Source organism: Pseudoalteromonas fenneropenaei, assembly GCF_042643375.1.
GTDB lineage: Bacteria > Pseudomonadota > Gammaproteobacteria > Enterobacterales > Alteromonadaceae > Pseudoalteromonas > Pseudoalteromonas fenneropenaei.
The window spans coordinates 233,466-260,004 of the sequence record NZ_JBHRSD010000010.1 but is presented as its reverse complement, the minus strand read 5'-3'; the positions used below and the strand labels follow the sequence as shown (position 1 = coordinate 260,004).

The following is a 26,539-nucleotide window of genomic DNA, read 5'->3' as shown; positions in this document are numbered from 1 at the left end:
ATCACATAGTTTATCTAAACTCACGGGGATTGGCTCACTCGCCGTCTAGCAGTAACTCCAAATAGTTTTGGTATAAGGGGATTTTAATGATGAATGGCGAGCTGCTCAAGTTCTCGGTACAAAATCAAGTCGCTACCTAAGTTCAATTCAATTAAACGTTTCAAATGGGTTACACTTTCCAAGTCGATTTGGGTGCAATGTAGGCCGAGGTGGGCGTTTTCAATATGGCGGATTTCCACTTGCATGTGGATAACCACATCACTTTCGGGTAGGGCAAAACGCAGACTGGCGGGCTCGTCTTTCATTGCGATAAACCCGAGCGGTAAACTGACTAAGGCGCCGTTTAAAGACAGATCAAGTAATTCGCAATTATAGTCACCGCCAGCGGTCATTAGTTTAGCGCGGCTCGAAAACAATACACGGGTAAATCGTCTGCGGTCTTCCATCGTCAATCCCCATCAAGCGATGCTTAAAGCATAGTTGGCATTTGCCTGTTCTGACAACTTGGTTTAACAAAAAGGCCCTGTCTTGACAGGGCCTGAAATCAACTTAAGCGTGTAGCTTAGCCAATACGCTTGTATTTAATTCGCTTTGGCTCAGCAGCATTAGCGCCGTAGGTTTTTTTCAACCACTCTTCGTACTCTGTATAGTTACCATCGAAGAAGTTGATTTGGCCCTCATCACGGTAGTCGAGAATGTGAGTTGCAATACGGTCAAGGAACCAGCGGTCATGCGAGATACACATGACGCAACCTGGGAATTCCAAAATCGCGTTTTCAAGTGCACGTAATGTCTCGACGTCTAGGTCGTTGGTTGGTTCGTCTAGTAACAGTACGTTACCGCCCGCTTTAAGAAGTTTAGCTAGGTGTAGACGGTTGCGTTCACCACCTGATAACTCTTTTACGAACTTCTGTTGGTCAGTGCCTTTGAAGTTGAAGCGACCGATGTAAGCACGGCTTGGAATTTCAAAGTTACCAATCTTGAGTATATCCAAACCATCAGAGATCTCTTGGAATACAGTCAGATTATCGTTCATGCTATCGCGGAACTGTTCAACGGTTGCAAGCTGAACTGTTTCACCGATATCAATCGTACCGCTGTCAGGTGTTTCTTGACCACTTAACATACGGAATAGCGTTGATTTACCCGCACCGTTGGCACCGATAATACCGACGATGGCACCTTTTGGTACGTTAAAGCTGAGGTTGTCGATTAACACGCGGTCACCAAAGCTCTTCTTCAGGTTCGATACTTCAATGACTTTGTCACCTAGGCGAGGACCTGGTGGAATGAAAAGCTCGTTGGTTTCGTTACGCTTTTGGTAATCTGTAGCTTGAAGTTCAGAGAACTGAGCCATACGCGCTTTCGACTTAGCCTGACGACCTTTTGGATTCGAGCGAACCCACTCAAGTTCTTGAGCAATCGATTTTTGGCGTGCTTTTTCAGTCTTTTCTTCTTGCTTCAAACGCGCATCTTTTTGTTCAAGCCATGAAGAGTAGTTACCTTCCCACGGAATACCGTGGCCACGGTCAAGCTCTAGGATCCAACCTGCTACGTTATCTAAGAAGTAACGGTCGTGCGTGATCGCCACAACAGTGCCTTCATAGTCGTGTAGGAAGCGCTCTAACCATGCCACAGACTCAGCGTCCAAGTGGTTGGTTGGTTCGTCAAGCAGTAGCATATCTGGTTTTTCGAGCAATAACCGGCAGATAGCTACACGGCGGCGCTCACCACCCGAAAGGACCTTGATAGGCGTATCCCACTCAGGTAAGCGTAATGCATCTGCAGCGCGCTCAAGTACGTTATCAATGTTGTGACCATCGTGTGCTTGAATAATCGCTTCTAGTTGACCCTGCTCTTTGGCTAGTGCATCAAAATCAGCGTCTTCCATCGCGTATTCAGCGTAGACTTCGTCCAGACGGCGCAGTGCGTTTTTCACTTCGCTTACGGCTTCTTCAACGGTTTCACGAACCGTTTTGTTTTCGTCTAGTTTAGGCTCTTGTGGTAAGTAACCGATTTTTGTGTCTGGAAACGCGCGCGCTTCACCTTCGAACTCTTTATCCACACCTGCCATGATACGAAGCAAAGTTGACTTACCCGCACCATTAAGACCCAACACACCGATTTTCGCGCCTGGGAAAAATGAAAGAGAGATATCTTTTAAAATAGTACGCTTAGGAGGTACTACTTTACTTACACGATGCATCGTGTAAATAAACTTATCCGGTAATGGCATGTCCAAACCTTATAAAAATAGTCAATAAAATTGCTAATATTGTAGTGACATACAGAGTGGCATTCAATGTCACGCTGCATTTAAAACTGCTTTAGCTTAGTGTTGTTAGCTCAAAAAGTATAACAGTCAGTACGATTAGGTTGTTTACCCGTGACCTCGCGAATGCTTGGTGTATCACAATACCAAGAGATTAGGCATAAAAATAAGCACAACGCCGGTAAAAGCAAGTAATCCACCCGTTATCATACCTCGCGTTAATCGTTCGCCTTTGCAAAGGGTGATGCTCATCACAATCAGTGGAGACGTCGCAAACAACGTTTGCGCGATGGCCGGATCGGTAAACTTTACCGCCACAAATTGCAGCCAAACACCCAAAAAAGTACCAAAGAAAATAGCAATGAATAGCCATGCTTTATTGCTTACCCCCTGAAGTGAAAGTGCATTTAAAAGCGAGTGATGGCGCAAGAACGCTACCAGCATGCCAATCACAAAGGTTCCGCTAAATAAGCGAATAAGCGCTGCCCACCAAGTACTGTATTCGCCATAACTAACGGCATGTTTGGTGAGTACCATACCTAAGGCTTGACACAAAGCAGCAGTTAACGCAAAGCCAATACCGAACAGGTAATGTTTTGGCTGTATATCGAGTGGACCATTAGGGTAAAGCGTAATGATGACGCCTAAAGTGGTTAAGGTAATGGCCAAATAGCTTTGTGCAGAAAGACTTACTGAAAAGCATACTAAGTTGATCAGCACCACGAAAATGGGCGCCAAAGATTCCACCACTAACGTGCGTGCCGGTCCTAACATTTTGAGTGCCGCAAAATAAGCACTATCGCCAAGGGCAATACCCACAATACCGCTAAGTACCAGCCAAAGCCAAGCCTGAGGCATCGAGGGTATAGCGGTATCTTGCATGACAAGAATAATTCCCAGCATTAACAATGATGACAATACGCCTTTGCTGACATTTAATTCAAAAGCGCTAAGCTGATGTGAAAACTGTTTGTATAAATAAGTGGAAAAGGCCCAACTAAACGCAGCGACTAGCGCAACAACTTCGCCCAAAAGTGGCATAATTTTTCTTCTTTTAAGTAGCTTAATCTCAAACGTGGAGATTATATACGCAAGCAAAACATTAAAGTGAGTTTGGGTAGCAATAAAATCATTTGGACGTCCATACATCTAGAGGTTGAAAATTTCCTATTTCCCGTCATAATGTCGGGTAATATCACCTTGGGAGTAAGTTATGCCAATCACAGTCAAAGACGATTTACCTGCCATTGCCAAACTTCGCCACGAGAATGTCTTTGTGATGCCACAAAGCCGTGCGCTAACGCAGGAGATCCGTCCGATGCGACTGGCTATTTTGAATTTAATGCCCAATAAGGTCGAAACTGAAGTGCAGTTTATTCGCTTATTAGCCAACACGCCGTTACAAGTGCATGTGGATTTATTGCGTTTAGACACCCACCGTAGTTCAGAAAACTCCGAGCAACATTTAGACATGTTCTATCGTTATTTTTCTGACGTGAAAGAACAAAACTACGATGCCTTAATTGTTACCGGTGCGCCATTAGCCCATTTGGAATACGAAGAGGTGACCTACTGGCAAGAACTTTGTGCGTTCTTCGATTGGGCTGAGCATCACGTTACCTCAACGTTATTTTCATGTTGGGCGGCTTATGCGGCGATTTATCACCATTATGGTATTAAGCGCACTTTACGTAGCAATAAACTCAGTGGCGTGTTTCAGCACCGTTGTTTTTTCGATCATGGTGCACTAACCCGGGGCTTTGACGACAATTTCTATGTACCGCATTCGCGTTATGGTCATATCGAAAACGAACGTTTGGCGGCTTGTCGTCAGCTAATTACTTTGGCGGGGTCGGAAGAGGCGGGCGCTTACTTGATAAAAAATCACTCAGGCAGCCAAGTGTATATCACCGGCCACCCAGAATATGACGCAGATACTTTACTGAAAGAGTATCAACGTGATTTAGCCAAAGGGCCTGATGCGCCAAAACCTCTGCACTACTTCCCAAATGATGACGTCAGTGCAACGCCGTCAAAAGTGTGGCAAAGCCACGCGTTTTTATTATTCTCTAATTGGTTAAACTACTATGTTTACCAAACTACGCCATACGACATTAACTTAGTTAGCCAAGATGTAAGGACTAACAATTATGCAGAATAAACTCACCGCCTTAACCGCCGCCTTGCAACAGCGCATTTTGATTTTAGATGGCGCGATGGGCACGATGATCCAAAAACATAAGTTTGAAGAAGTAGACTATCGTGGTGAGCGCTTTAAAGATTGGCATGTGTTAGTCAAAGGCAACAATGATTTATTGAGTTTGACACAGCCTGAGGTGATCCGCGACATTCATCGCCAATACTTGGCGGCGGGCGCGGATATTATCGAAACCAACACCTTTAACTCCACCACCATTTCGATGGAAGACTACGACATGGCAGCGCTGAGCCGTGAAATTAACCTAGAGTCAGCGAAATTGGCGCGTGCGGTATGTGATGAATTTACGGCGCAAGATCCAAGTAAACCGCGCTATGTGGCTGGGGTGCTTGGGCCAACGTCAAAAACCTGTTCTATTTCACCGGATGTCAACGACCCAGGTTATCGCAATATTACCTTTGATCAGCTGGTTGAAGCGTATATCGAATCGACCTTAGCCTTAATGGAAGGCGGCGCCGATTTGATTTTGATTGAAACCATTTTTGATACGCTCAATGCCAAAGCGGCCGCCTTTGCGGTGGAAGAAGCGTTTGAGCGTGCAGGGCAAAGCTTGCCGGTGATGATCTCTGGCACCATTACCGATGCGTCAGGGCGGACCTTATCCGGTCAAACCACTGAGGCGTTTTACAACTCTATCCGCCACATTAAACCGATTTCTATTGGTTTAAACTGTGCACTTGGCCCAGATTTACTGCGCCCTTATGTTGAAGAGTTATCACGGGTGTGTGAAACCTTCACTTCGGTACACCCCAACGCGGGTTTGCCCAATGAGTTTGGTGAGTACGATTTAGAAGCCGATGACATGGCAAAAGAAATAGTTGATTGGGGCAAAGAAGGCTTTATCAATATCGTCGGTGGCTGTTGTGGTACCACCCCAGAACATATTAAAGCCTTTAGCAAATTGCTCGCCAATGTGGCGCCACGTCGATTGCCTGAAATTGAGCGTCGTATGCGTCTTGCGGGTCTTGAAGCCTGTAACTTGAATTAGGAAATAGCAGTATGAGTCAAGCGACAGCTGTGTTCACCAACGTCGGTGAACGTACCAACGTAACCGGTTCGGCGCGCTTTAAGCGTTTGATCATGGAAGGGGATTACGAAACCGCGCTAGAAATTGCCCGCGAGCAGGTCGAAAGTGGCGCCCAAGTCATCGACATCAACATGGACGAGGCAATGCTCGACTCCAAAGCGGCCATGGTGAAGTTTCTTAACCTTATCGCTTCTGAACCTGAGATCTCACGTGTGCCTATTATGGTCGACTCGTCAAAATGGGAAGTCATTGAAGCGGGTTTAAAGTGCATTCAAGGTAAGGCAATCGTTAACTCCATCTCGTTAAAAGAAGGGATTGAGCCCTTTGTTCACCAAGCAAAAATCATTAAACGCTTTGGTGCAGCTGTGGTGGTGATGGCGTTTGACGAAAAAGGCCAAGCAGAAACAGCCGATCGTAAATTTGAGATTTGCCAGCGTTCGTACCGTATTTTGGTGGATGAGCTAGGCTTTCCACCAGAAGACATTATCTTTGATCCGAATATTTTTGCGGTCGCAACGGGTATCGAAGAACACGACAACTACGCCGTTGAGTTTATTGAAGGTACACGTCGCATCAAGCAAAACCTGCCGTACTGTAAAATTTCGGGCGGGGTGTCGAATGTGTCATTCTCGTTTCGTGGTAATAACCCTGTGCGTGAAGCCATTCACTCGGTATTTTTATACCATGCCATTCAAGCGGGCATGGATATGGGCATTGTGAACGCTGGGCAACTTGCGGTATACGATGACATTCCTGAAGAGCTACGCAATGCCGTTGAAGATGTGATCTTAAACCGCGACCCCGGTGCCGGTGAGCGGCTGGTGGAATTGGCGCCGAAATATTCTGGTATGGCGCAAACCGAGAAAGTCGAAGACCTTGAATGGCGTAGCTGGCCGGTTGCCAAGCGTCTTGAGCATGCGCTGGTTAAAGGTATTACTGAATATATCGAAGAAGACACCGAAGCGTGCCGACAAAGTTTTGCCAAACCAATAGAGGTCATTGAAGGGCCGCTGATGGACGGTATGAATGTGGTCGGCGACTTATTCGGTGCCGGTAAAATGTTCCTGCCGCAAGTGGTGAAATCGGCACGGGTCATGAAACGCGCGGTGGCCTACCTTGACCCGTATATTCAGGCGGAAAAACAAGGTGGTGCGAGCGCAGGTAAAATCGTCATGGCAACGGTAAAAGGTGACGTCCACGATATCGGCAAAAATATCGTTGGGGTGGTTTTACAGTGTAATAACTACGAGGTTATCGACCTTGGTGTAATGGTACCAGCAGAAAAGATTTTGCAAACCGCGATTGATACCAACGCCGATATTATCGGTTTATCTGGCCTAATTACCCCATCGCTCGACGAAATGGTGCATGTTGCCAAAGAAATGAAGCGCCGTGGTTTTGAGCTGCCCTTGTTGATAGGTGGTGCCACCACCTCAAAAGCGCATACGGCAGTGAAAATTGAACCTCAATACGACAAAGGCGTGGTGTATGTGAATAACGCCAGCCGAGCGGTGGGGGTGGTATCTAGTTTGCTGTCGGCTACGCAAAAAGCGCCGTTTTTGGCAAAGGTCAAAGACGAATATGTGGTGGTACGCGACCAACAAGCGCGTAAAAAGCCCCGCACAAAACCGGTCAGCCTTGCCAAGGCTCGCGATAATGCACTGAAACTGGATTGGCAAAACTATACGCCACCTGTGCCTAAGGCGCTTGGCGTAACAGAGTTTAAAGATGTGTCGATTGCGACATTGCGCGCCTATATCGACTGGACGCCATTCTTTATGACTTGGAGTTTGGCGGGTAAATATCCACGGATTTTACAAGACGAGGTAGTCGGTGAGGAAGCCACGCGCTTATTCCATGACGCTAACGCCATGTTAGATGAGTTAGAGGCCAGCAAAAGCTTGCAACCGCTTGGCGTGATTGGTTTATTCCCAGCAAACCGAGTCGGTGATGACATTGAAATTTATACTGATGAAAGCCGTACGGAAAGGCTCGACTTGGCGTGTCATTTACGACAACAAACGGAAAAAACCGATTTTGCTAATTACTGTTTAGCCGATTACGTAGCGCCAAAAGGGGTAGCGGATTATATCGGGGCATTTGCGGTCACGGGTGGGTTAGCGGAAGACGATTTGGCTGACGCGTTTGATAAGCAACACGATGATTATAATAAAATTATGATCAAAGCGGTTGCCGACCGTTTGGCTGAAGCATTTGCGGAATACCTTCATGAGCAAGTTCGTAAACTGCATTGGGGTTATGCCGCGGATGAGACCTTGTCTAACGAAGAACTTATTCGTGAAAACTACCAAGGTATTCGCCCAGCGCCAGGTTACCCAGCGTGCCCCGAGCATACTGAAAAGCAAAAAATCTGGGACTTACTGGATGTTGAGCGCCGCATTGGCATGAAGCTCACCAGCTCCTATGCCATGTGGCCGGGTGCGGCGGTATCGGGTTGGTATTTCTCTCATCCAGAGTCTAAGTATTTTGCGGTGGCGACCATTCAGCGCGACCAAGTTGAAGATTATGCCCGTCGTGCCAATTTAAGTTTATCTGAAGCCGAACGTTGGCTTGCACCAAACTTGGGTTACGACCCAGACGCCTAAGCTTAGTATCTGCAAGCTTTAGCCGTTAAAAACGCAGCAGGATTACCCGCTGCGTTTTTTGTTTTTGCGTCATAAAAGCAGTTTTCAATCCATTGCACATTATTTGCTTTGCCACTTGTATTTTCCCCATTTGTTCTCAATAATGCGCGCGCCAACACTGGCATTTTTTTAATCCTAGTCGTTACTGTAACGATAAATTTAATCTCTATGGTGAGAGCAAGCATGCGTAAAAACAAACGAATTGCCCACGACCATCAGCGTGGCGAAATCAACGACAATGCCATCAAAGCATTAGTGACCAGCGTATTATTTAAAAGCAAAGTAGAAAAAGCGAAAAAAGGTAAAGGGTCATATCAACGTAACGCAAAACATCAAGGCCGAGAGCCTTATCTTATGGCAGCGTAACTCGCACTTAAGTCATAACATAAGGTTTTTTGTGGTCCTGACGTGTTCAGCATTGCAATAAAAAAAGCCCGTCAGGTCGTCACCTGACGGGCTTTTTTGCGTTTATATCGGTAAATTATTTTTTACGACGGAATAACGCCAGTGGTGCAGCCAATAGCAACCAGAATAGTGAACCTGAAGAGCTCTTCTTAGTTTCTACTACAGGTTTTGGTTTCTCGCTTTCTTCATCAGCTAAATTAGTCACTTTAACTGTGATAACGGCAGGCTCTGATACATTACCAGCTGTATCTGTAGCAACCACTTCTAGCTCGATATTGTGCAGACCAGCGTCATAGTCTAGTTGTGAACTGTTCGCTACCACGACTTGGCCTGCGGCATTTACAGTAAGTGCAGTTGAGCTTGAACGAGTAACGATAAACTCAGACACAGGTTTTGCCAGCGTTGAAGCATAAGTTACAGCAACTTCACCAATGACAGTGCCGTTGGCAGTATTTTCTTGTACGCTGAATGCTTGATCGGCTGTGATCACTGGGGCAACTTGCGCATCCGCAGTTGGTTTTGCAATCATTGCCATCGCACCATTGTCTGCCAACATAATGAAATCAGAATCGCCAAATACTAAGTTTGCGGTTTCACCCGGTGCAAGTCCATCTTCCAATTCGTTACCTGCGGTATCTACCAGTGCTGCTACTTCACCACTTGATACTTTGAAGGTGTAATCTACTATCACTTCGTCTAGTGAAGCTTTTGGAACTGGTGTCCATGAACGTTCTTCAGTACGGAAACGAATACTTGCTGGTACACCTGCAGCTAGCGCTGCGCCATCAAGGCCAAGTTTTTCAACACAAGAACTTAGCGTTAGGTAGTTATTACCTGCGGTAAAGTAGATGTCGTTGATTTCACCCGATGACTTGTTATACGGGTGAGTAAATGTAATAGCTTGACCTGTTGGATATTGGTCACCGAACCAAGATAATTGACCGCTTTGGATAGTGTAGTCATACACACCGTCAGGTTTAGTCTCGCCTTTTGCAGGGAAATCTACATCGGCTAAGAAGCCACCTTGATAGGTCAGAGTCAATGGCTTGTCCAATACCATAGTAGTGAACGTCATATAGCCGCTTTCACAGAATTGTGCTGGCACTGGGAGAGTTTCGATAGAGGCACCGATAATATCTAGGCGCTCTGCATCACCCACGACGTCTGTTGCAACAGTTGGTGCAAAGAATGGATCAAGTTGAGCGGCGCCCGTGTTGGTAAGCTGGTGTTGGATTCCGTCAGCCGATTTCATTGGTGCGACTTCAGCACTTGCAGTGGCTTTTGGCAACACGTGATATACCAAATGGAAGGCTTTTTCGTTATTCTCGCTAAAGTATAGCGCGCCATCTAACTCAACCGTGGTAAGAAGACTTGAAGTCGCTGCATCTTGTAAGTTTGATGAATCTAGCGTCCATTCAGGTAATTTGCTTGGGTCAATCGTCACTACCACATCAAAAGTCATAGTTTGGCCGGCACCAACTGTAATTGACTCTGGGTAGTTCATGCTCAAAGCACCACGCTCAGCATCATCCGCGAAACGTTGGTCGTGTGACAGACGATAAGTTTTCGTGTCGTTGGAGAAGTTTTTCACCACCACAGTTTTGGTCAAGCTACTGATTTTGCTAAGTGATACTAGACCAAACGATAGCGCAGCTTGTTGCGTATCCTGTGCCCATGCAGCAACTGGTAAAGAAGTCGCTTTATCCAGATCAACTAAACCTGCGCCGATATAACTGATTGGAGCAAGTGCCGCATTTGGATTGATAGCGCGTGGCTCCATCGTAACGTCCAAATTAGCACTATTCATGATAGTAGCTTTTAGTTCTAGCGCATTTCGAGTGGGTAGCGCTTCATGAAGCATACTCATCGCGCCTGCTGTTATCGGGCCTGAGAATGAAGTACCGCTGGCAGGAGTTAAACCTTCACCAAGACCTGGGTGCGCTGTCATAATGCTCACACCTGGCGCGGTGATTTCAGGTTTGAGTAAACCATCCATAGAAGGGCCGCGAGAGGTAAATGATGCAATGGCACCCACTTGAGATTTTAGCTCCGCTTTCACTGAATATGCGACGTTATTACCCGCTTTAAGCTCCGCTTTAATTGCTTTGCCAAGTCCGTAGCTCACGCCGATACTGTTAATGGTAATATCAGGATGAGCTGAGCCACCTGGGCTAATTGGACCTGAGCCTTCGTCACGGTTTGCGATAATAACAAATGCAGCACCACGTGCTTGCGCTTTTAATACTTTTTGTGTGAAGTTACAGGTATTGCGGTCAACTAGTACAGCTTTACCAGTAAAATCAACAGATGTTGGGAAGTCTTCACAGGCTAGGGAAGTTTCCTCGCCAGCTGTATTCGTTCCTGTTGGGTAGAATACGATAGGTGCCGTGTCGCTGTTAAACTCAAACTCGTCCTCAGGGTTGAATGAAGAAATACCTACGGCCACGTCCGCACCTAGGAATGAACTGGTTGTGTGTGCAGATTCAATCGTTGGGTGAGTCATCGCACCAACAGACAGGGCGTTGGCAGACGTACTTGGACCGCCAACAATAAATGGAACTGGGCCATCATTACCAGCGGAAATAACTACGTTAGTGCCAAGTTTAACCGCTTTGTCGATAAGCTCTTGTACAGCGCCTCCTTTAAGACGACCAAAGTCGCCACCTAAAGACATGTTGATGACATCAACACGGTCAGAGATGTCACCGTCGCCATTTGGGTCCATCGCAGCTTCAAGTGCGTTTAGCTGAGCTAAACCCGGACAACCACTGTTACACACTGAATAGACAAAAAGCTCAACGTCTGGAGAAATACCTAACACTGAATGAGAAACGTGAGTTCCATGGTTAGTATTTACGTCAATTGGATCTGGGTCATTGTTGATGAAATCGTAACCACCAATTACTTTACCTTGAGGCCATGCTGGCGTATCAGCTGGATCAGCTGCCGCAGCTTGGTAATCAGCTACATTACCTGAACCACCGATTGCTTTGTGAGTGTAATCGACACCCGTATCTAGGACTGCAACGCGAATGCCTGCACCTGTGGCTTTGCCTGCTTGGATTAGCGACGTTGCTTTGATGTAATCGGCGCTTTCTGCAACATTTAGCTTATAATCGTAAACGGGTAGAATTTTCTCAACTTGGCGATTATTTAGCAGTTGCTCAACATCTTTTTGCGTTCCATTGACGACTAACGCATTGACCAGTTTGCTGGTTTTAGACACTACTTGTAAATCAATGTTTAAATCTTGAATGGCTGTTTCAACCGACTGCTGTGCTTGAGCTATATCAACTCTTGCCGTTTTTGCAGCTACGCCAGCTAGATTTTGTTCAGCAATAGAAGGTGTCTTGAGTTTAACTAACCAAGTTAGTGTTTCTTGTTCTGCAGCTTTGGTTTGAGTGTTGTTCAATTCAGCATATTGCTGTTTAATTGATTGTTTTTTTTCTACGTTATAGTCCTGATATGAGGCGGCGGTTGCTACACCAGAGAGAAGAATCGCGCTTACAGCAGAAGCGACGGCGGACATTTTTGTTATTTTAGACATGAGATCCTCAGGATTATATTTTTATTGTAAATAGCATTTTAAAGGTACAAACGAGCGTTGAATCTTATGCAATATGATATTTGCAATCAACACACAAAGTGTCACAAACTTATGGAACGGTTTACATTTGCGCAGGGTTTGATGTAAATGCATGAATTATAAGAGTTTGGTAAGGTAAATGAATGTAAACAGAAGGTTTTTATTTGCAGCGTGCAACTTTGCCAACAATTCCGGCGTGTAAATAGATTAATTTAGGGCGTGTTGACCTTTGCAGTTTGTTTTTGCTGCAGTAAATTAGGTATTTAGGCAAGGCAGGGGCTGCTCAGCAGAGGCTGCGTAGCACCGTGGACTATGTGATTCAGCCGATAACGCTGAATAAATACCTAACTAGCGCTGTCCGAAGGGGTCAACCAAAAGCTTCCACTACTTTGTCATTCGCACTTTACATAGACTACTATGCTGCATTGCTCATTTCGCGTATTGAAAGCCTTTGATTTGAGCAAAAATCGTACCTAAAAGGTTTGCACGCCTTAGTTTTATCCAACCATTTTCCGTTATTTTTAAGCGCACATCTGCTATTTGGCTGCAATATTTGTTCATTTATCTCTATCTGCGATCTTTTTATGTAAAGCAGCGTAAAGATATTTGAGTAACCCATTTTATCACTCTACATTGTGCGCAACTCCTATTATGAACAGTGATCTTATTCCGATGACCAAAGTGTATATTGTGTCGATTCTGACACTTTGCATGAGCGCGTGTTATTCGTTACCAGAGCGTGCCTCGTTGCAATCACAGGCGGTAAATGTTTGGCAAAGTGAACACAGTAGTGACTTGGTTGACCTTACTGCTTGGTTACAACAAGCACTTTTATCAAACCCAAGCTATTTGCAAGCACAGCAACGAGTGGTGCAAGCAGAGCTGAACATGGACAATGCTGGTGCGAGTCGTTTACCTGAAGTGAAACTGGCGCTGGAGCAAAGTCGTAGACAAACGGCTACTAACCTCTCAAGTGGCAGTAGTCTTACGGCCAGTTTGTCATTCGAATTGGATTGGTTCGGTAAATTAGCAGATGCTGAGCAACAAAGTATATTGCTTTGGCAACAAGAGCAGCAGAACTTACAACAAACTCGCCAGCAGCTATTAAAGCAAGTCGCGCAATCTTATCTTGAGGCACTAAAAGCGCAGCAATTGCTGGGGCTTTACGAAAAGCGTGCCACGCTCTTGCAGCAGCAGTTAGTGATGCTTGAGCAAAACTATCAACTCGGTTTAACCAGCGCGCTGGATATTTATTCGGCGCGTTCTAGTGTGGCCGCTGAGCAAAGTCGAGTGGTCAGCCAAGCACAAACGCTCAAGCAGACCGTCAGCCAATTACAAACTTTGGTGGGGGTATATCCCTCGGGTGTGATCACCCAATTAGCTTTGCCTGAATGGCATGCTGAGCAGTATAGCGACTTGCCAAGCGAAGTGCTGAACCAGCGCCCTGATGTACAAGCGGCTTGGTTTGCGTTACTGACTGCGGACCGCAGTGCGGCAGTCGCTTATAAAGCTCGCTTTCCTGCCTTTAAACTTACTGCCTCAAGTGGCTACAGTTCCTCAGAGTTCAAAGACTTATTAAAAGGGGATTTATTGTGGTCTTGGGTGCTGAATTTGGCCCAGCCTATCTTTGATGGTGGTCGGCTCGCGCGTGAAGAATTGCGAGCGCAAAGTAATGCCCAAATCGCGGCTAGCAAACTCCAAGATACTGTGAATCTTGCCTATAGTGAGGTTGAAGTTGCACTTACGGCGCGTAGCGCTACCGTGCAACGCTTGGCGCTGGCACAAACGGGTTACGAAAATGCAGTGCTGGCGCAGGACTTGTCTTTTGCTCAGTACCAAAAAGGATTGGTCACCTACACCACAGTGCTAGATGCACAAAAACGTGCCCTTGATGCAGAAGTGACACTTATCAGCTTAAGTGCCGAACAATTACAACAAATTATTACTTTGGAGACCGCGCTTGGTCGTCCGCTTGCAACGCGTTTTGCGCTTTCATTAGGATCTCAAAATGAAATCTAAGTATCGTTTATCCGCCCTTATTGTCGTTATTGTGGCTGTGATTCTCGCCCTTTTGCACTTTATGAAACCCGCCGCAAAGCAGCGTCCAGCACCGCCAATTCCTGCAATTAATGTGCAGGCAGTGACGTTAACCGCGGCGCCATTTACCTATCAGCTGGCGAGTTTTGGGGTAGTCAAACCGCGTACCCAATCTATCTTGCAAAGTCAGGTCAGTGGTGAAGTAGTGTGGCTCAATAGCCAGTTCCGTGATGGTGGTTTTTTTCGCGCCGGTGAAGTGCTGGTAAAGTTAGATGACCGTGATTATCAAGCGCGAGTAAAAACCGCCAAAGCCAATGTGCTCAGTGCCGAACAAGCTTTGATTGAGGAAAAAGCCCGCGGTGAGCAAGCCTTACAAGATTGGCAGCGGCTTGGGAATGGTGCCAAAACCCCTTCGCCTTTGGTATTGCGTGAGCCACAAATGGCCGCCGCGCAAGCGAAACTCCTGTCGGCGCAGGCAGAACTTGCCACTGCGGAGTTAGCTTTAGCGCGTACTCAAGTTGCAGCGCCATTTGATGGCCGAGTGCTAAGTAAAAAAGTGGACCTTGGCCAGCTTGCTAGCAATAACAGCCAGCTCGCGGAAATTTACGCTACTGATTATGTTGAGATCCGCCTACCGCTGAAACAGCGCGACCTTCCTTTTATTGCCTTACCAGAGCAGTTCCGCGAAGGCAGCGAACTGCAAGCCAAACCCGCGGTGACGATTACCTCAACTTTGTTTGGTGAAGCACAAAGCTGGCAAGGCAAAATTGTCCGTACTGAATCGGCAATTGATAGTAACGCGCAACAACTTTATGTGGTGGCGCAAATTGACGACCCATTTAGCACCCAACATCAAGACAAAGCACCGCTGAAAATCGGCCAATATGTCACCGCCTCAATTGAAGGCAAGACCTTCGCTGAACAGTTACTTATTCCTAATAAGGCGTTATACCAAAACAGTTATGTGTTTGTAGTCGAAGCCGGGCGCTTGGCGCGCCGTGATTTAACCATTAGCTGGCAAAATGATCGTCAAAGTGTGGTGAGCAACGGACTAAAAGCGGGTGATGTGCTCGTGACAAGTCCTCTTGGTCAAGTGGTAAGTGGCACAGTGGTTTCTATCGTCGAACTAGACGGCAAAGCCCAGCAAACGGAGCGTAAAGGCAAACGCCGTGATGCAGCTGCTGAAGGTCAAACCGCAGACGAGCGACCAGCCAAACGTAATCAAGCTGCTGCACCACAGCAAAAAAACGCTGAGGCGAAAACCGCACAGGAGCAACAACCATGATAGCTTGGTTTGCGCGTAACCATGTGGCCGCTAACTTATTGATGCTGAGCTTGTTGTTTGTTGGCTTAATGAGTTTAGTGCGTGATATTCCGCTTGAAGTATTCCCTGATACTGCCAGTGACCGTATCTCTGTCGCGGTTTCACTACGCGGAGCGACGCCTGAGGATGTTGAACGTGGCGTCACCATTCGTATTGAGGAAGCGGTTGCCGATTTAGAAGGTATTGAACGTATTACCAGTCGCTCCACTGAAGGTAGCGCCAACATCACCATAGAAACGCAATCAGGTTACGATCCACGAGAATTGCTGGCGGATGTCAAAAGTCGTGTCGATGCGATTTCTACTTTACCAATCGACGCAGAGCGACCTCGTATTGCCCTTGCGCAGCGTAATCGCGAAGTGATTAATTTGGCTTTGTCTGGGCCACTGCAAGAACGTGAACTGCGTACTTTGGCAGAACAATTGCGTGATGATCTGCTTCGGGAAGGCGGCATCACTCAGGTGAGTCTCGAAGGGGTGCGTAATTATGAAATTGCCATTAATGTCAGTCAGGATGCGCTGCGTCAATACAATTTGACCTTAGGCCAAATCAGCTCGCTTATCAGTAATAGCTCGCAGGATATTTCGGCTGGTAACGTGAAAACCGAAGGGGGCGAAATATTGCTGCGCTCTAAAGGTCAGGCTTACCAAAAACAAGACTTTGCCAAAATTATCATTAAAACCGCTGCTGATGGCAGTTTAATTCGCTTGGGCGATATAGCTCAAATCGCTGATAATTTTGAAGAAACTCCGCTACTGACGCGCTTTAACGGCGAGCCAGCCGCGCTTATTCAGGTGTATCGGGTCGGCGCGCAAAGCGCCATTACGGTGGCAGATATCGCTAAAGCGTTTGTGCAAAAAGAGCAAGCGCGACTGCCGCAAGGGGTGAATCTCACTTATTGGGATGATGACTCGGAAGTGGTGAAAAAACGCCTATCAACCTTAACCAGCAACGCCATTCAAGGTGGGATCTTAGTTTTAGCTTTATTGACCTTATTCTTGCGTCCTGCAATCGCGTTTTGGGTGTTTATTGGCATCCCAATCAGTTTTACTGGGGCGTTTTTGGCGATGGCATTTTTTGACATTTCACTTAATTTGGTCAGCTTATTTGGCTTTATTTTAGTACTCGGGATAGTGGTAGATGACGCTATCGTGACGGGTGAAAACGTCTATCGCCATCTGCAAAATGGCCGCAGCGGCCTTGATGCAGCCATCAAGGGCACGCAGGAAGTAGCCACGCCTGTGACGTTTGGCGTGCTCACCACTGTGGTGGCATTTATTCCTATGCTGATGATTGAAGGCGGGCGTGGCGCAATGTTTGCGCAAATCGCGGTAGTGGTGATCCCCGTATTATTGTTCTCGCTGGTGGAATCAAAATTTGTGCTGCCAGCCCATTTAAAATATCTCAAACAACGTAAAGACGAGCCATTAAGTGGGTTTAGTCGTTGGCAGCAGAACTTTGCCAATGCCTTTGAAGCAGCCATTTTGAAATATTATCAACCAGTATTGCGCTGGTGCCTAAATAATAAAACCTCAACCTTGCTTGGCTTTGGTGGCATTTTTGTAGTGATTTTAGTCATGATCATGTCAGGTTGGCTGCGTTTTGTGTTCTTTCCACGGATTGAATCGGAAACGGCGCGGGTCAATCTCACCATGCCAACAGGGACACCGTTTGAAGTCACCGATGGTCACATTGAACGTATGGTGGCAGCCGCGTTGCAGCTCAAAGAAAAATACACCGACCCAGTAACAGGGCAAAGTGTGATCTTAAACGTGCTGTCGTCGTCAGGTTCTTCTGGTGCTAGCAATGGTTCGGCAATGGGGCGGGTACGGTTTGAGATCCAATCGCCAGAAGTCAGAGTGATGGAGGTCAGCAGTGTTCAGTTAGTCAATGAATGGCGCGCTTTGATAGGCCCAGTTGCGGGGGCTGAAGTCTTAACCTTCCGCGCCGAATTTGGCCGTTTGTCTGATCCCATCGATGTGCAACTGAGCGGCAATAACCTTGATGAACTCAGCACGGTTGCTGAGTTTATTAAAGAAAAGCTCAATCACTACGAAGGGGTGTTTGATATTGCGGATAGCTTGTCTGACGGTAAGCAAGAAATTCAAATCGACCTCAATGATGTGGGGCTAGCGCTTGGTCTTAACCGCGCCGAAGTGCTGCGCCAAGTGCGCAATGCCTTCTATGGGGCGCAAGTGCAGCGCATTCAACGTGGCCGTGATGATATCCGCGTTATGGTACGTTTACCTGCTGAAGAACGGATTTCACTGGCGCAACTAGGTGCGTTTGAAATTAGTGTACCGGGTGGCAAACATGTTCCTCTTGGTCAAGTTGCGACATTTAAAGCGGGGCAAAGTCCGGCCAGTATTTACCGTATTGACCGTTATCGAACCTTAAATGTTACCGCTGATATTGATAAAGAAAGCGTTAACATGACTGCGCTACAAGCCGACTTACAGCAGTTTTTAAGTGATTTAACCGCGCAGTACCCAGGTGTTAGTTATTCCTTGGAAGGGGAGGCAAAAGAGCAGCGCCAGTCATTCGGAAGCTTAGAGATTGGTTTGCTGTTTACCTTGTTTGCCATTTACGCGCTGTTGGCAATTCCATTTAAAAGCTACGGTCAGCCGCTGGTGGTGATGTCGGTGATCCCTTTTGGTGCCATCGGCGCCATCGCGGGGCATCTTATCATGGGTATGGACTTAACCATGATGAGCTTATTGGGGATCTTGGCGCTGATAGGCGTGGTGGTAAACGATAGCTTAGTGTTAGTGGATTTTATCAACAATGCACGCAAACAAGGGACTAAAATGCACGATGCGTTATTGCAAGCAGGTGTGGTGCGTTTTCGCCCCGTGATGTTGACCTCGCTGACTACCTTCATTGGTTTGATGCCACTGTTGTTTGAACGTTCAACCCAAGCGCAGTTCTTAATTCCAATGGCGGTAAGCCTCGGCTTTGGGATTTTATTTGCAACCTTTATTACGCTGATTCTAGTCCCAATTAACTATCAAGTGATGGCCACGGGCAAAGCCTTGATCTTAGGCAAGCCAAAACCACAATAACCCCACCTGACGAGCTTGCCTGCAAGGCAAGCTCGTTACCGCTGCGCGCTCCTGTCGAGTTAGCTAGTCAATTTCACCTTCATCCCAGCAAACAAGCAAGCGACTGCTATAGTAATTAGTGTCTAGTACGTTGCGATAAATCATTGTTATAAAAAGTGTAATGCTGAAAATATATGCTTAATCCGTTTGTTTAGGATATGAAACTAATTCATTAGGATGGCTTTTTGTTTTTAAATAGTTAACTTTTGCTGTGAACTGACGATATAATCTGCTATCGAATGGGGAGAGGTAGAGATGTTGAGACAAATAATTGGGGTTGTATTGTGCTTGTTACCCTGGTTTGCTGCCGCTCAGGAACCTGCTCAATCTGAGCCTCTGGTTGTTGATATTATTAGCAGCGAAAACTTCAGTCAGCGCTATCAAACCTTTTTACAGGGCAAAAATCCCCTCGAATTAAATGACTTTCATCCTATTACCCAAGGTTCTCATATTGAGTTAGTAGAAATGGTGTTGCTGCAACAAGCACTGTATTTGGGCGGCGAAACGCGCAAGGTAGAGTTTCGTGCTAAACCGTCAGTCAATTTAATGGAATATAGTGACTTGATAGCCGGTGATAGCTTGCTTTTGGCGCGCTCGGTGTGGCATGAAGACATTATCAACTATTCTGGGTCTTTGTATATTAGCGAACCTGTGGTGCGTGTGGGCGAATATGAGGCTGGGCTTTACGTCAGTAAGCTCAACGTGGCATTGCATGATTTACCCGCAGAGCGCCTAGACCAAATCAGTGTCGTTGCTAATCCGCGCTGGCAAGTAGATTGGCATGCACTAAACAACATTAAACTAAACATCATTAGCTTTATTGGTCCTTGGGAAACTATGTTGGATATGGTTGAAAATCAGATCGCTGATGCCATGCTGGTCAATTTTAGTGTTAGCGAAAACCTCACCATGACTTTCTTAGACCGAGATTATGTGCCCATCAATAATTTGAAAGTATTGCTGCCTGATTCTCGGCATTTTGTGGTGAGTAAGCGTCATCCCGACGGTGCGCGCGTGTATGCTGCCCTTAATAAAGGCTTACACATTTTACGCGAGCGCGGTGTAATTGAACGAGCACTGCGCCAATCTGGCTTTATTAACTCGCGTGTGATGCATTGGCAGGCGATAAACCAACATATGTTGCCCACAACACTTTGGGGCCACAAATGAGGTGCAATTGGTGTCTCAGCGCTTGGTTGTTATTGCTCAGCCACTGGGCTTTTGCAGACTCAAAGGGTGTAACTGAATCTCATGCACTGCAACATCAGCAGTTATTATCTGTATTTAAGGACTTACAGCGCAGTGTTAAACAAGATTTTGAGTTGAGTTTATTACCCAAGATCCGGTTGTTGCGGGAGCAGGCTAAAATGCTCGGCATGCAAGAAACCGTTGCGGATAGCTTAGTGCTGGAAGGCAGTGTGGTGCAGCAATATGGCGCATATAAGAATAGCTTGTCGCTGCACTATGAGGCACTCACTGTGGCAGAAAAGCTTAATCAGCCAGAACTGCTGCTGCGCGTATATTTTGCTTTTGTGGCGCTGGAACTAGACTTAGAGCGCCGTGATGTCGCTGAGCGCTATATGGCACTGGCCAATAAACTGCTACGCAACAAGCTGTTACCAGTGACCTATCAGATCCAAGCGCAGTTTTGGCACGCTCGCGTTTTATTGCAACGCGGTAGTTTCCGTGAAGTGCAAGAAGTGATGCTAAAACAACTGCATCAAACTGAGCTGACGAAAGCCCAGCGTGCTGAAGCCATTTTGATTTATGCAGATGCGCTCCTTGCAACAGGGGATTACCGTGGTGCACGGGTGGCTTTGTTAGAATTGAATGACAAGCTTGAGCTATTATCTACTAGGGCGCTATTGCAATACCATGTACTCGTCGCGCAGTGTTATTTGCAAGCAGGGGATTTTGACGCGGCTAACCGCTTGGCATTAACCCAGTTGCGTAACACCTTTGATACCCGCTACTTGGCTGAACAAGCGCAGTTACAGTACATTTTGGCCAGTAGCTACGCACAGCAAGCCGATTATAAACAGGCGCATTTATATTTAAAGCGTGCCATGATGACCGAGCGGGCACTCAATCTACAAAAGCGCAGCAACAAGGTACTGCAACTAGAGGCGCAGTTTTCCTTTGCCGAGCAGAAGAAACAGCTTCGTTTGTTGGAAGAAGATAATGCAGTGCAAGCTGAGCAACTGGTGGAAACACAACAGCAACTGGAAAATGCTCGTTTAGCGCAACAGCGCTGGGTGCTGCTCGGGTTATTGGTACTGGGGATCTGCGGTTTTGGTTATTGGCGTTGGCAGAACAAGCGTTATCTTGTACTGCTAAAACAGCAAGTCAGAGAACGAACGTCGGAACTTGCCGAACGCAATGAACGTCTGCAGGCGCTGAGTTTTACCGACAGCCTCACAGGGCTACGTAATCGTCATTACTTTTTTAGCGTGATCAATGGTTTAATGGCAGATATCAAAGAGCGTGAATGTATTATTGCGTTAATTGACATCGACCACTTCAAACGCATTAATGACACATATGGTCATGTTGCGGGCGATCTTATCTTGCAAAGCTTCGCCGATATTTTGAAGCAATGTACACGGCGTTCAGACATTATCGTGCGTTGGGGCGGTGAAGAGTTTCTGTTACTGATGCCAGACATGCAGCGAGAGGATGTGTGCGATGTGATTGAACGTATTCGTCTGCAGGTCAGCAGCTATCCATTTTTAGTTAACGACCATATTTTGACTTGTACTTGTTCTATTGGCTTTGCGCCAATGCCGTTATGTAAAGAGCGCCCTGACTGGCTCAACTGGGAGCAAGCGCTGGAGCTGGCCGATGTCAGCCTGTATATTGCTAAAGAAGCCCGTCGTAATGCTTGGCTTGGGGTTGCACAATTGTTGCAGCCTGAGGAATACGCCAATGCCGAGCTCTTTACCAAACAAGCGCGTACATTGATCCGTAAAGGCGCGCTACGGATGTTTGCCAGCCACAGTCAGGTGATGCTAGAGCGTTAGGTAATTGCCGCTCGAAAGCTTATTAAGCAACGGGTATACTGCGGCCATGAATCACTTGTATTAGTCTGCCTGTGTTACCAATCCACGCTCATCTTGAACAAATCCTACAACATTTAGCTGACGCCCCGAATGTGATCCTTGAGGCGCAGCCGGGTGCTGGGAAATCCACAGTAGTGCCTTTAGCTATGCTAAAAGCAGCTTGGCTTGGCAATAAAAAAATAGTGATGTTGGAGCCGCGGCGAGTGGCGGTGAAAGCCATCGCACAGTTTTTGGCGACGCAATTGGGTGAGGCAGTAGGTGAGACGGTAGGTTATCAAATTCGCCATGAGCGTAAAGTCTCAGCGGCCACCCGTTTGGAAATTGTCACCGAAGGAGTGTTGACGCGTCGTTTACAACACGACCCAGAATTGACCGACACCGCGCTGATTATTTTTGACGAATTCCATGAGCGCTCTATCCACGCCGACTTGGCGCTGATGCTGTGCTATGAAGTACAACAAGCGTATCGTGACGATCTGCGTTTATTGGTGATGTCGGCTACTTTAGACAGCCAAACCTTGAGTACGTACCTAGACAACGCGCCGATTGTTGTGTGTGCCGGACGCAGCTTTGCCGTTACCGAAAGTTACTTGAGCTTAGGTGCAAAGCCTTTGGCGGAGCAAGTGGTGGTGGGGTTGGGGCAATTATTACAAGACGTACCCAGCGGTGATATTTTGGTATTTTTGCCAGGCCAAGGTGACATTGCCCGCGCGATTAGCGCCGCAGAAGCGCGCTTTGGGCAAACCTATCAACTACTGCCGCTACACGGTGCTTTACCGTTAAATGCCCAGACTCAAGTGTTACAGGTTGCACCTGACGCACCGCGGCGGATCATTTTTGCCACCAATATTGCTGAAACCAGTTTAACCATTCCGCGCATAGCAGCAGTGCTTGATTCCGGCCTAGAAAAACGGCTGGTATTCGATGCTAAAAGCGGTTTGTCTCGATTAGATACCGCGCGTATTGCTTTGTCCTCTGCGGTACAAAGGGCGGGCCGAGCGGGGCGATTGCAAGCTGGGCACTGTTTACGCTTGTGGTCGCAAGCAGAGCAGCGCACTTTGGCGCCCTATCAAGCCGAAGAACTGGTACAAAGTGAGTTAACTGGATTAGTGCTTGACCTTGCCGCTTGGGGGATCTCACGGTATCAAGAGGTCAATTGGCTCAGCGCGCCACCAGAGCATCACTTTGTGGTGGCCAAAGAGCTGAATCGAACACTTGGGCTTATCGCACCAGACGGAAAAATAACAGCCCTTGGCGAGCAAGCGTTAACGTTGGGCTTGGCACCGCGATTGGCAGCCATGCTGCTGAGCGCCGCTGAAGCTGAGCAGGCATTTGCGCTGGTATTAGCGGGGGTGTTGAACGAGCGCGACCTTGCATTGAACTCTGCCAGTAGTGAGCTGCTTGAACGCGTGCTTGCGGTAATCGACACCTTACAAGGTCAGCGCCCCAAGGCGGCAGTGCGCCAAGCGGTATTACAGCAGATAGTCACTACGGTAAAACGCTTAGCACCAGCGCGGCAGGTTAAGTTGCAGTTTAATCATAGCAGTTTAGCAGACTACCAAACGCAGCTCGGCCAATTGCTGTTTTATGCGTTTCCAGACCGAGTGGCGAAGCTCAGTAATGCCAGTTCAAGACGTTACACTATGGCAAATGGCCGTGGTGTTAGGTTACGCGATGATGATGCAGTAGCAACGAGCGAATGGTTGGTCGTAGTTGATTGTGATGGGCAAAATCGCGATGGCGTGATTTATTTGTGTCAGCCACTGGTGGATGCAAAAGCTTTAATTGCTGAGCAGCTAAGAAGCGAGGTTAGTTGGCATTTGGATGAGCATAAAGAAAAGCTCATAGGTCGTGAAAACAGTTACTATCAGCAGTTGTTGGTGGCTAGCAAACCTTTACCCGCACCCACAGCACGCGAATTTGTGCGTTGTATTGCGCCGCTTATTCGCAGTGAGGGCCTCACACTGTTAAATTGGGATGTAAACTGCCAACGTTGGTTACAGCGTGTCGCTTGGCTTGGCCAATATCATGACGCATTTTTAGCGGTTAATGAGGCGGGGCTTTTAGCCACGTTAGATGATTGGTTGTTACCTTATCTGGGCAAAGTAGACAATCTGCGTGCTCTGCGTCAGTTACCTATTCATCATTTATTAACTGCGACTTTGAGCTGGGAGCAGCAACAGCTGCTCGATAAATTGGCGCCCGTATTTTATCAAGCGCCGAGCGGCGCCAAAGTCGCTATCGACTATTCAGCAGGCGTGCCGACTGTGTCCATCCGTCTACAAGAAGTATTTGGCGAAGTCGAATCGCCAACTTTGGCCGACGGAGCTTGTAAATTACGCTTTGAGTTACTGTCACCTGCTCAGCGGCCACTACAGACAACCAGCGACCTTGCTCATTTTTGGCGTAATGCCTACATCGAAGTGGCCAAGGAGATGCGTGGTCGTTACCCGAAACACAGATGGCCAGATGAGCCTTGGTTGGCGGCTGCGGGCCACTCGTTAAAATCGCGGATGCCAAAAACACCTTAACTGTCTGAATGAACATCGTTTGGTGGTGTATAAATCATGATGCGGTTGTAACCTTGCTGCTTGGCATTGAGCAGCGCTTGTTGGGTAAATTTAAACAGTTCACTTGGACGTATGGTATTGACTGTAAAGGAAGCGATACCAAAACTACAGGTGATATGAAGGCCACCTTTCATGGTCGCAACTATGGTTTGGGCGATGTCTTCACGTAACGGTTCTAAAAACGCTTTTGCAGCTTGTTCTTTGGTTTCTGGCAGTAGCAAAGCGAAGCTGCCATCACTCAGGCGACCACAAATATCAGAGCGGCGCACGCCACTGCGAAGGGCAATGGCGACTTTTTGCAACACTAAGTGAGCAACGTCTTCGCCCCAATGTCCAACAATTGTAGTGTAATGATCAACCTCGACCAAGACTAAGGTGAGGCGATGGCTATGGCGAATAGCACGGTCTAACTCCTCATCCAAGCGGCGATTGAAAAACTTGTGATTGAACAGCCCCGTGATAGGGTCCTCCGGTGATTGCTGAAGTAGCTTTTGCTGACTTACTTTGAGCTGTTCATTTCGCTCAGATATTTCCGCCTGCAAATTTTGGTTCAACGTCTGCATCTGCTCCATCATTTGTACCAAGTTTTGCGATACCTCTTTAATTTCCTGCCACCCGCCGAGTTTTGGCGCTTGTGACATTGAACCTAAACGCAGTTTCTCACCAAACAAGCGTAAACGTTGAAATGGCTCAGCTACTAAATTGGCCAGCAACAACCCGACCGCAATTGCTAACAATAAAATTAGCCCTTCAGCGAGGTAAAAAAACTGTTGTTGCTTAGTCGCTAATTGATTTACCTCGGCTTCGTCGACCTTTACAACTAAACCCCAATCTAGCGCAGCCAGATATTGCGTCGCAGCAAGTACTTTAACCCCGCGATAGTCTGGCGCATTCTCGAGTGTAGTGCTGTTCCCTTGCAGTGCTTGAATAATGGGGACTTGTAGCTCCGTTTTGGCTACAGTGCGGCGAAACGCCGCAAGCTCGTCATGTCTTAGCGGTACGGCAATTAAGGCATTGCCGCTTACATCACGCACAGCAAACAGCCACTCGCCAGTGGTGCCAAGCCCTGCTCGGTCGTGAACTAAGTCAGTAATGGCAGAGGCATTGATATCCAGTTTAAGATAACCGAGCTTTTCCCCTTCAAGGTACAGCATTTGAACGTTACTTAGGACTGCGCCAAATTCGGTTGGTTCAAGGTAAATCGGAGAAACATTCACACTACTCATAGTCGTCAGGTTTGCTTGCGGAGTTTGAGTATCAGCCGCGACAAACCAGCCTTTATCATCATAGACAGTAAGACGTACCAAATTCGGCAAACTTTGTTTGGCGTCAAACAGGATAGTGTGGATACGCTGTAGGTCTTCGGGGTTGTTATTGGTAAGCCAGCTCTTCAGACTTTTACGCAGTTGTGTGCGGCTCGCTGTTAAAGCTGTGTAGTTTTCAGTTTCGCTAACCGCGGCTTCAATACGTTTTTTGGCAATAAGTGAAAGAGACTCCAAGTGCCGTTTAAACAGCTCTCGATAATGCTGCTGTGTTAAATCGTTAAGATAATACGCACCAAAAAATAGAGGTGCCGTTGCAAGCAGGATACAGGTAAACAGCATTAGGACTTTTAACTTCACAACTTTTGTCACAATTATTTTAATTATTGGTACGAAGTATAGATGATAATTCGTCCTGACGAGAATATTTGTCATCCTCAAAATTTTGAGAATATATTACCTTGAATGTATCACTTCAATTTTGAAAAATTATTTAAAATCATATTTCTATATACTTTATCGGCGCCTTCACATCGAGTTTGATTGAGCGCGAGCTTACCGTTTCATCACCTCACACAATCACTTCGAAACGTCGCTAGATTAGCTTCACGTCGATTTAAATAACACCTCTAAATTTAAGTGGTATCCAGTTCAATAGTTGATATTTTCGTTATACCTAAAATCCTAACAAATAACTTATTCTTGTGATATTTGCATGTTTTTTGGTGAAGTTACGACTTAAGTTTTGGTTGGTGAGCGGAGAGGGTTGTACTGTCTAAACGTTGGCCTGTTAAAGCATAGATAATATGTCTAAAAAGTAAGTGGTGGGCTAAGTATATTGATATACATTGGTTTTATATCTTGTCCTTTAGTTTTTTACGAAGGTAAATGTGCCTTGGAGGAAGTCTTTTGAGCAAGTTTAGAGTTATTCCTGTAATTATCACATTCTAAAATAGTTAATTTAGGTACAAATTACACTGTATTACAGTGTAATTTGTATTTACAATTGCCAACCCTAAAGTTGTACCTAAAT

16 protein-coding genes are annotated in these 26,539 nt (G+C 46.7%); 10 read left to right on the top strand and 6 right to left on the bottom strand.

What is annotated here, in order from left to right:
• Window positions 1-83 precede the first annotated feature (83 nt).
• The 3 genes from ACFOEE_RS05265 to ACFOEE_RS05255 form a co-directional block, all read right to left on the bottom strand.
• Complete coding sequence (locus ACFOEE_RS05265; protein ID WP_377121639.1) at window positions 84-446, bottom strand: PilZ domain-containing protein; 363 nt, start codon at window positions 444-446, stop codon at window positions 84-86.
• Window positions 447-562: 116 nt separating this feature from the next.
• Window positions 563-2,236, bottom strand: a complete 1,674-nt coding sequence (ettA, locus tag ACFOEE_RS05260; protein WP_377121637.1) for an energy-dependent translational throttle protein EttA — start codon at window positions 2,234-2,236, stop codon at window positions 563-565.
• 174 nt (window positions 2,237-2,410) lie between these two features.
• The gene (locus ACFOEE_RS05255; RefSeq protein WP_377121635.1) at window positions 2,411-3,313 is read right to left on the bottom strand and encodes a DMT family transporter; all 903 of its coding nucleotides are present in this window, start codon (window positions 3,311-3,313) and stop codon (window positions 2,411-2,413) included.
• Between the two features lie 172 nt (window positions 3,314-3,485).
• Here ACFOEE_RS05255 and ACFOEE_RS05250 point away from each other — a divergent pair, with 172 nt between their 5' ends.
• Genes ACFOEE_RS05250 through metH form a run of 3 tightly spaced genes read left to right on the top strand, consistent with a single transcriptional unit; the run spans window position 3,486 to window position 8,123 of the window.
• Window positions 3,486-4,433 (top strand): homoserine O-succinyltransferase, encoded by a 948-nt coding sequence (locus ACFOEE_RS05250; protein WP_377121633.1) that lies wholly within the window; start codon window positions 3,486-3,488, stop codon window positions 4,431-4,433.
• Entirely contained in the window at window positions 4,423-5,478 is a 1,056-nt protein-coding gene (locus ACFOEE_RS05245; protein WP_377121631.1) for a homocysteine S-methyltransferase family protein, read from the top strand. The genes ACFOEE_RS05250 and ACFOEE_RS05245 overlap by 11 nt, the downstream gene beginning before the upstream one ends.
• Before the next feature lie 11 nt (window positions 5,479-5,489).
• Entirely contained in the window at window positions 5,490-8,123 is a 2,634-nt protein-coding gene (gene metH / locus ACFOEE_RS05240; RefSeq protein ID WP_377121629.1) for a methionine synthase, read from the top strand.
• Between the two features lie 2 nt (window positions 8,124-8,125).
• Here the strand turns inward: metH and ACFOEE_RS05235 are convergent, their stop codons facing one another.
• Window positions 8,126-8,287 (bottom strand): hypothetical protein, encoded by a 162-nt coding sequence (locus ACFOEE_RS05235; RefSeq protein WP_377121627.1) that lies wholly within the window; start codon window positions 8,285-8,287, stop codon window positions 8,126-8,128.
• A gap of 58 nt (window positions 8,288-8,345) precedes the next feature.
• On the opposite strand from ACFOEE_RS05235, the gene ACFOEE_RS05230 reads away from it, so the two are divergent.
• Window positions 8,346-8,528, top strand: a complete 183-nt coding sequence (locus ACFOEE_RS05230) for an alternative ribosome-rescue factor A (protein ID WP_377121625.1) — start codon at window positions 8,346-8,348, stop codon at window positions 8,526-8,528.
• A 115-nt stretch (window positions 8,529-8,643) separates the two neighbouring features.
• Here ACFOEE_RS05230 and ACFOEE_RS05225 read toward each other — a convergent pair whose 3' ends face one another.
• On the bottom strand, window positions 8,644-12,114 hold the full coding sequence (locus tag ACFOEE_RS05225) for a S8 family serine peptidase (protein WP_377121623.1): 3,471 nt from the start codon (window positions 12,112-12,114) through the stop codon (window positions 8,644-8,646).
• 690 nt (window positions 12,115-12,804) lie between these two features.
• Between ACFOEE_RS05225 and ACFOEE_RS05220 the strand changes: the two genes are divergently transcribed.
• The 6 genes from ACFOEE_RS05220 (at window position 12,805) to hrpB (ending at window position 24,205) form a co-directional block, all read left to right on the top strand.
• Window positions 12,805-14,172: a TolC family protein gene (locus tag ACFOEE_RS05220; protein ID WP_377121621.1), complete on the top strand. Its 1,368-nt coding sequence runs from the start codon at window positions 12,805-12,807 to the stop codon at window positions 14,170-14,172.
• Window positions 14,162-15,475 (top strand): efflux RND transporter periplasmic adaptor subunit, encoded by a 1,314-nt coding sequence (locus tag ACFOEE_RS05215; protein ID WP_377121619.1) that lies wholly within the window; start codon window positions 14,162-14,164, stop codon window positions 15,473-15,475. The genes ACFOEE_RS05220 and ACFOEE_RS05215 overlap by 11 nt, the downstream gene beginning before the upstream one ends.
• Complete coding sequence (locus ACFOEE_RS05210; RefSeq protein ID WP_377121617.1) at window positions 15,472-18,576, top strand: efflux RND transporter permease subunit; 3,105 nt, start codon at window positions 15,472-15,474, stop codon at window positions 18,574-18,576. Before ACFOEE_RS05215 ends, ACFOEE_RS05210 begins: the two co-directional genes overlap by 4 nt.
• A 294-nt stretch (window positions 18,577-18,870) precedes the next feature.
• A complete protein-coding gene (locus ACFOEE_RS05205; protein ID WP_377121615.1) occupies window positions 18,871-19,785 on the top strand; it encodes a hypothetical protein in 915 nt (304 codons plus the stop codon).
• On the top strand, window positions 19,782-21,635 hold the full coding sequence (locus ACFOEE_RS05200) for a GGDEF domain-containing protein (RefSeq protein WP_377121613.1): 1,854 nt from the start codon (window positions 19,782-19,784) through the stop codon (window positions 21,633-21,635). The genes ACFOEE_RS05205 and ACFOEE_RS05200 overlap by 4 nt, the downstream gene beginning before the upstream one ends.
• A gap of 71 nt (window positions 21,636-21,706) precedes the next feature.
• A complete protein-coding gene (gene hrpB / locus ACFOEE_RS05195; RefSeq protein WP_377121611.1) occupies window positions 21,707-24,205 on the top strand; it encodes an ATP-dependent helicase HrpB in 2,499 nt (832 codons plus the stop codon).
• Here the strand turns inward: hrpB and ACFOEE_RS05190 are convergent.
• Window positions 24,202-25,866, bottom strand: coding sequence for a sensor domain-containing diguanylate cyclase (locus tag ACFOEE_RS05190; protein ID WP_377121609.1), 1,665 nt, complete (start codon window positions 25,864-25,866; stop codon window positions 24,202-24,204). The genes hrpB and ACFOEE_RS05190 overlap by 4 nt on opposite strands.
• Window positions 25,867-26,539: the final 673 nt, after the last annotated feature.

Coding starts and splice junctions, on each gene's coding strand:
- ACFOEE_RS05265 (WP_377121639.1), bottom strand. CDS start 446: ATGGAAGACCGCAGACGATTTACCCGTGTATTGTTTTCGAGCCGCGCT.
- ettA (WP_377121637.1), bottom strand. CDS start 2,236: ATGCCATTACCGGATAAGTTTATTTACACGATGCATCGTGTAAGTAAA.
- ACFOEE_RS05255 (WP_377121635.1), bottom strand. CDS start 3,313: ATGCCACTTTTGGGCGAAGTTGTTGCGCTAGTCGCTGCGTTTAGTTGG.
- ACFOEE_RS05250 (WP_377121633.1), top strand. CDS start 3,486: ATGCCAATCACAGTCAAAGACGATTTACCTGCCATTGCCAAACTTCGC.
- ACFOEE_RS05245 (WP_377121631.1), top strand. CDS start 4,423: ATGCAGAATAAACTCACCGCCTTAACCGCCGCCTTGCAACAGCGCATT.
- metH (WP_377121629.1), top strand. CDS start 5,490: ATGAGTCAAGCGACAGCTGTGTTCACCAACGTCGGTGAACGTACCAAC.
- ACFOEE_RS05235 (WP_377121627.1), bottom strand. CDS start 8,287: ATGCCAGTGTTGGCGCGCGCATTATTGAGAACAAATGGGGAAAATACA.
- ACFOEE_RS05230 (WP_377121625.1), top strand. CDS start 8,346: ATGCGTAAAAACAAACGAATTGCCCACGACCATCAGCGTGGCGAAATC.
- ACFOEE_RS05225 (WP_377121623.1), bottom strand. CDS start 12,114: ATGTCTAAAATAACAAAAATGTCCGCCGTCGCTTCTGCTGTAAGCGCG.
- ACFOEE_RS05220 (WP_377121621.1), top strand. CDS start 12,805: ATGAACAGTGATCTTATTCCGATGACCAAAGTGTATATTGTGTCGATT.
- ACFOEE_RS05215 (WP_377121619.1), top strand. CDS start 14,162: ATGAAATCTAAGTATCGTTTATCCGCCCTTATTGTCGTTATTGTGGCT.
- ACFOEE_RS05210 (WP_377121617.1), top strand. CDS start 15,472: ATGATAGCTTGGTTTGCGCGTAACCATGTGGCCGCTAACTTATTGATG.
- ACFOEE_RS05205 (WP_377121615.1), top strand. CDS start 18,871: ATGTTGAGACAAATAATTGGGGTTGTATTGTGCTTGTTACCCTGGTTT.
- ACFOEE_RS05200 (WP_377121613.1), top strand. CDS start 19,782: ATGAGGTGCAATTGGTGTCTCAGCGCTTGGTTGTTATTGCTCAGCCAC.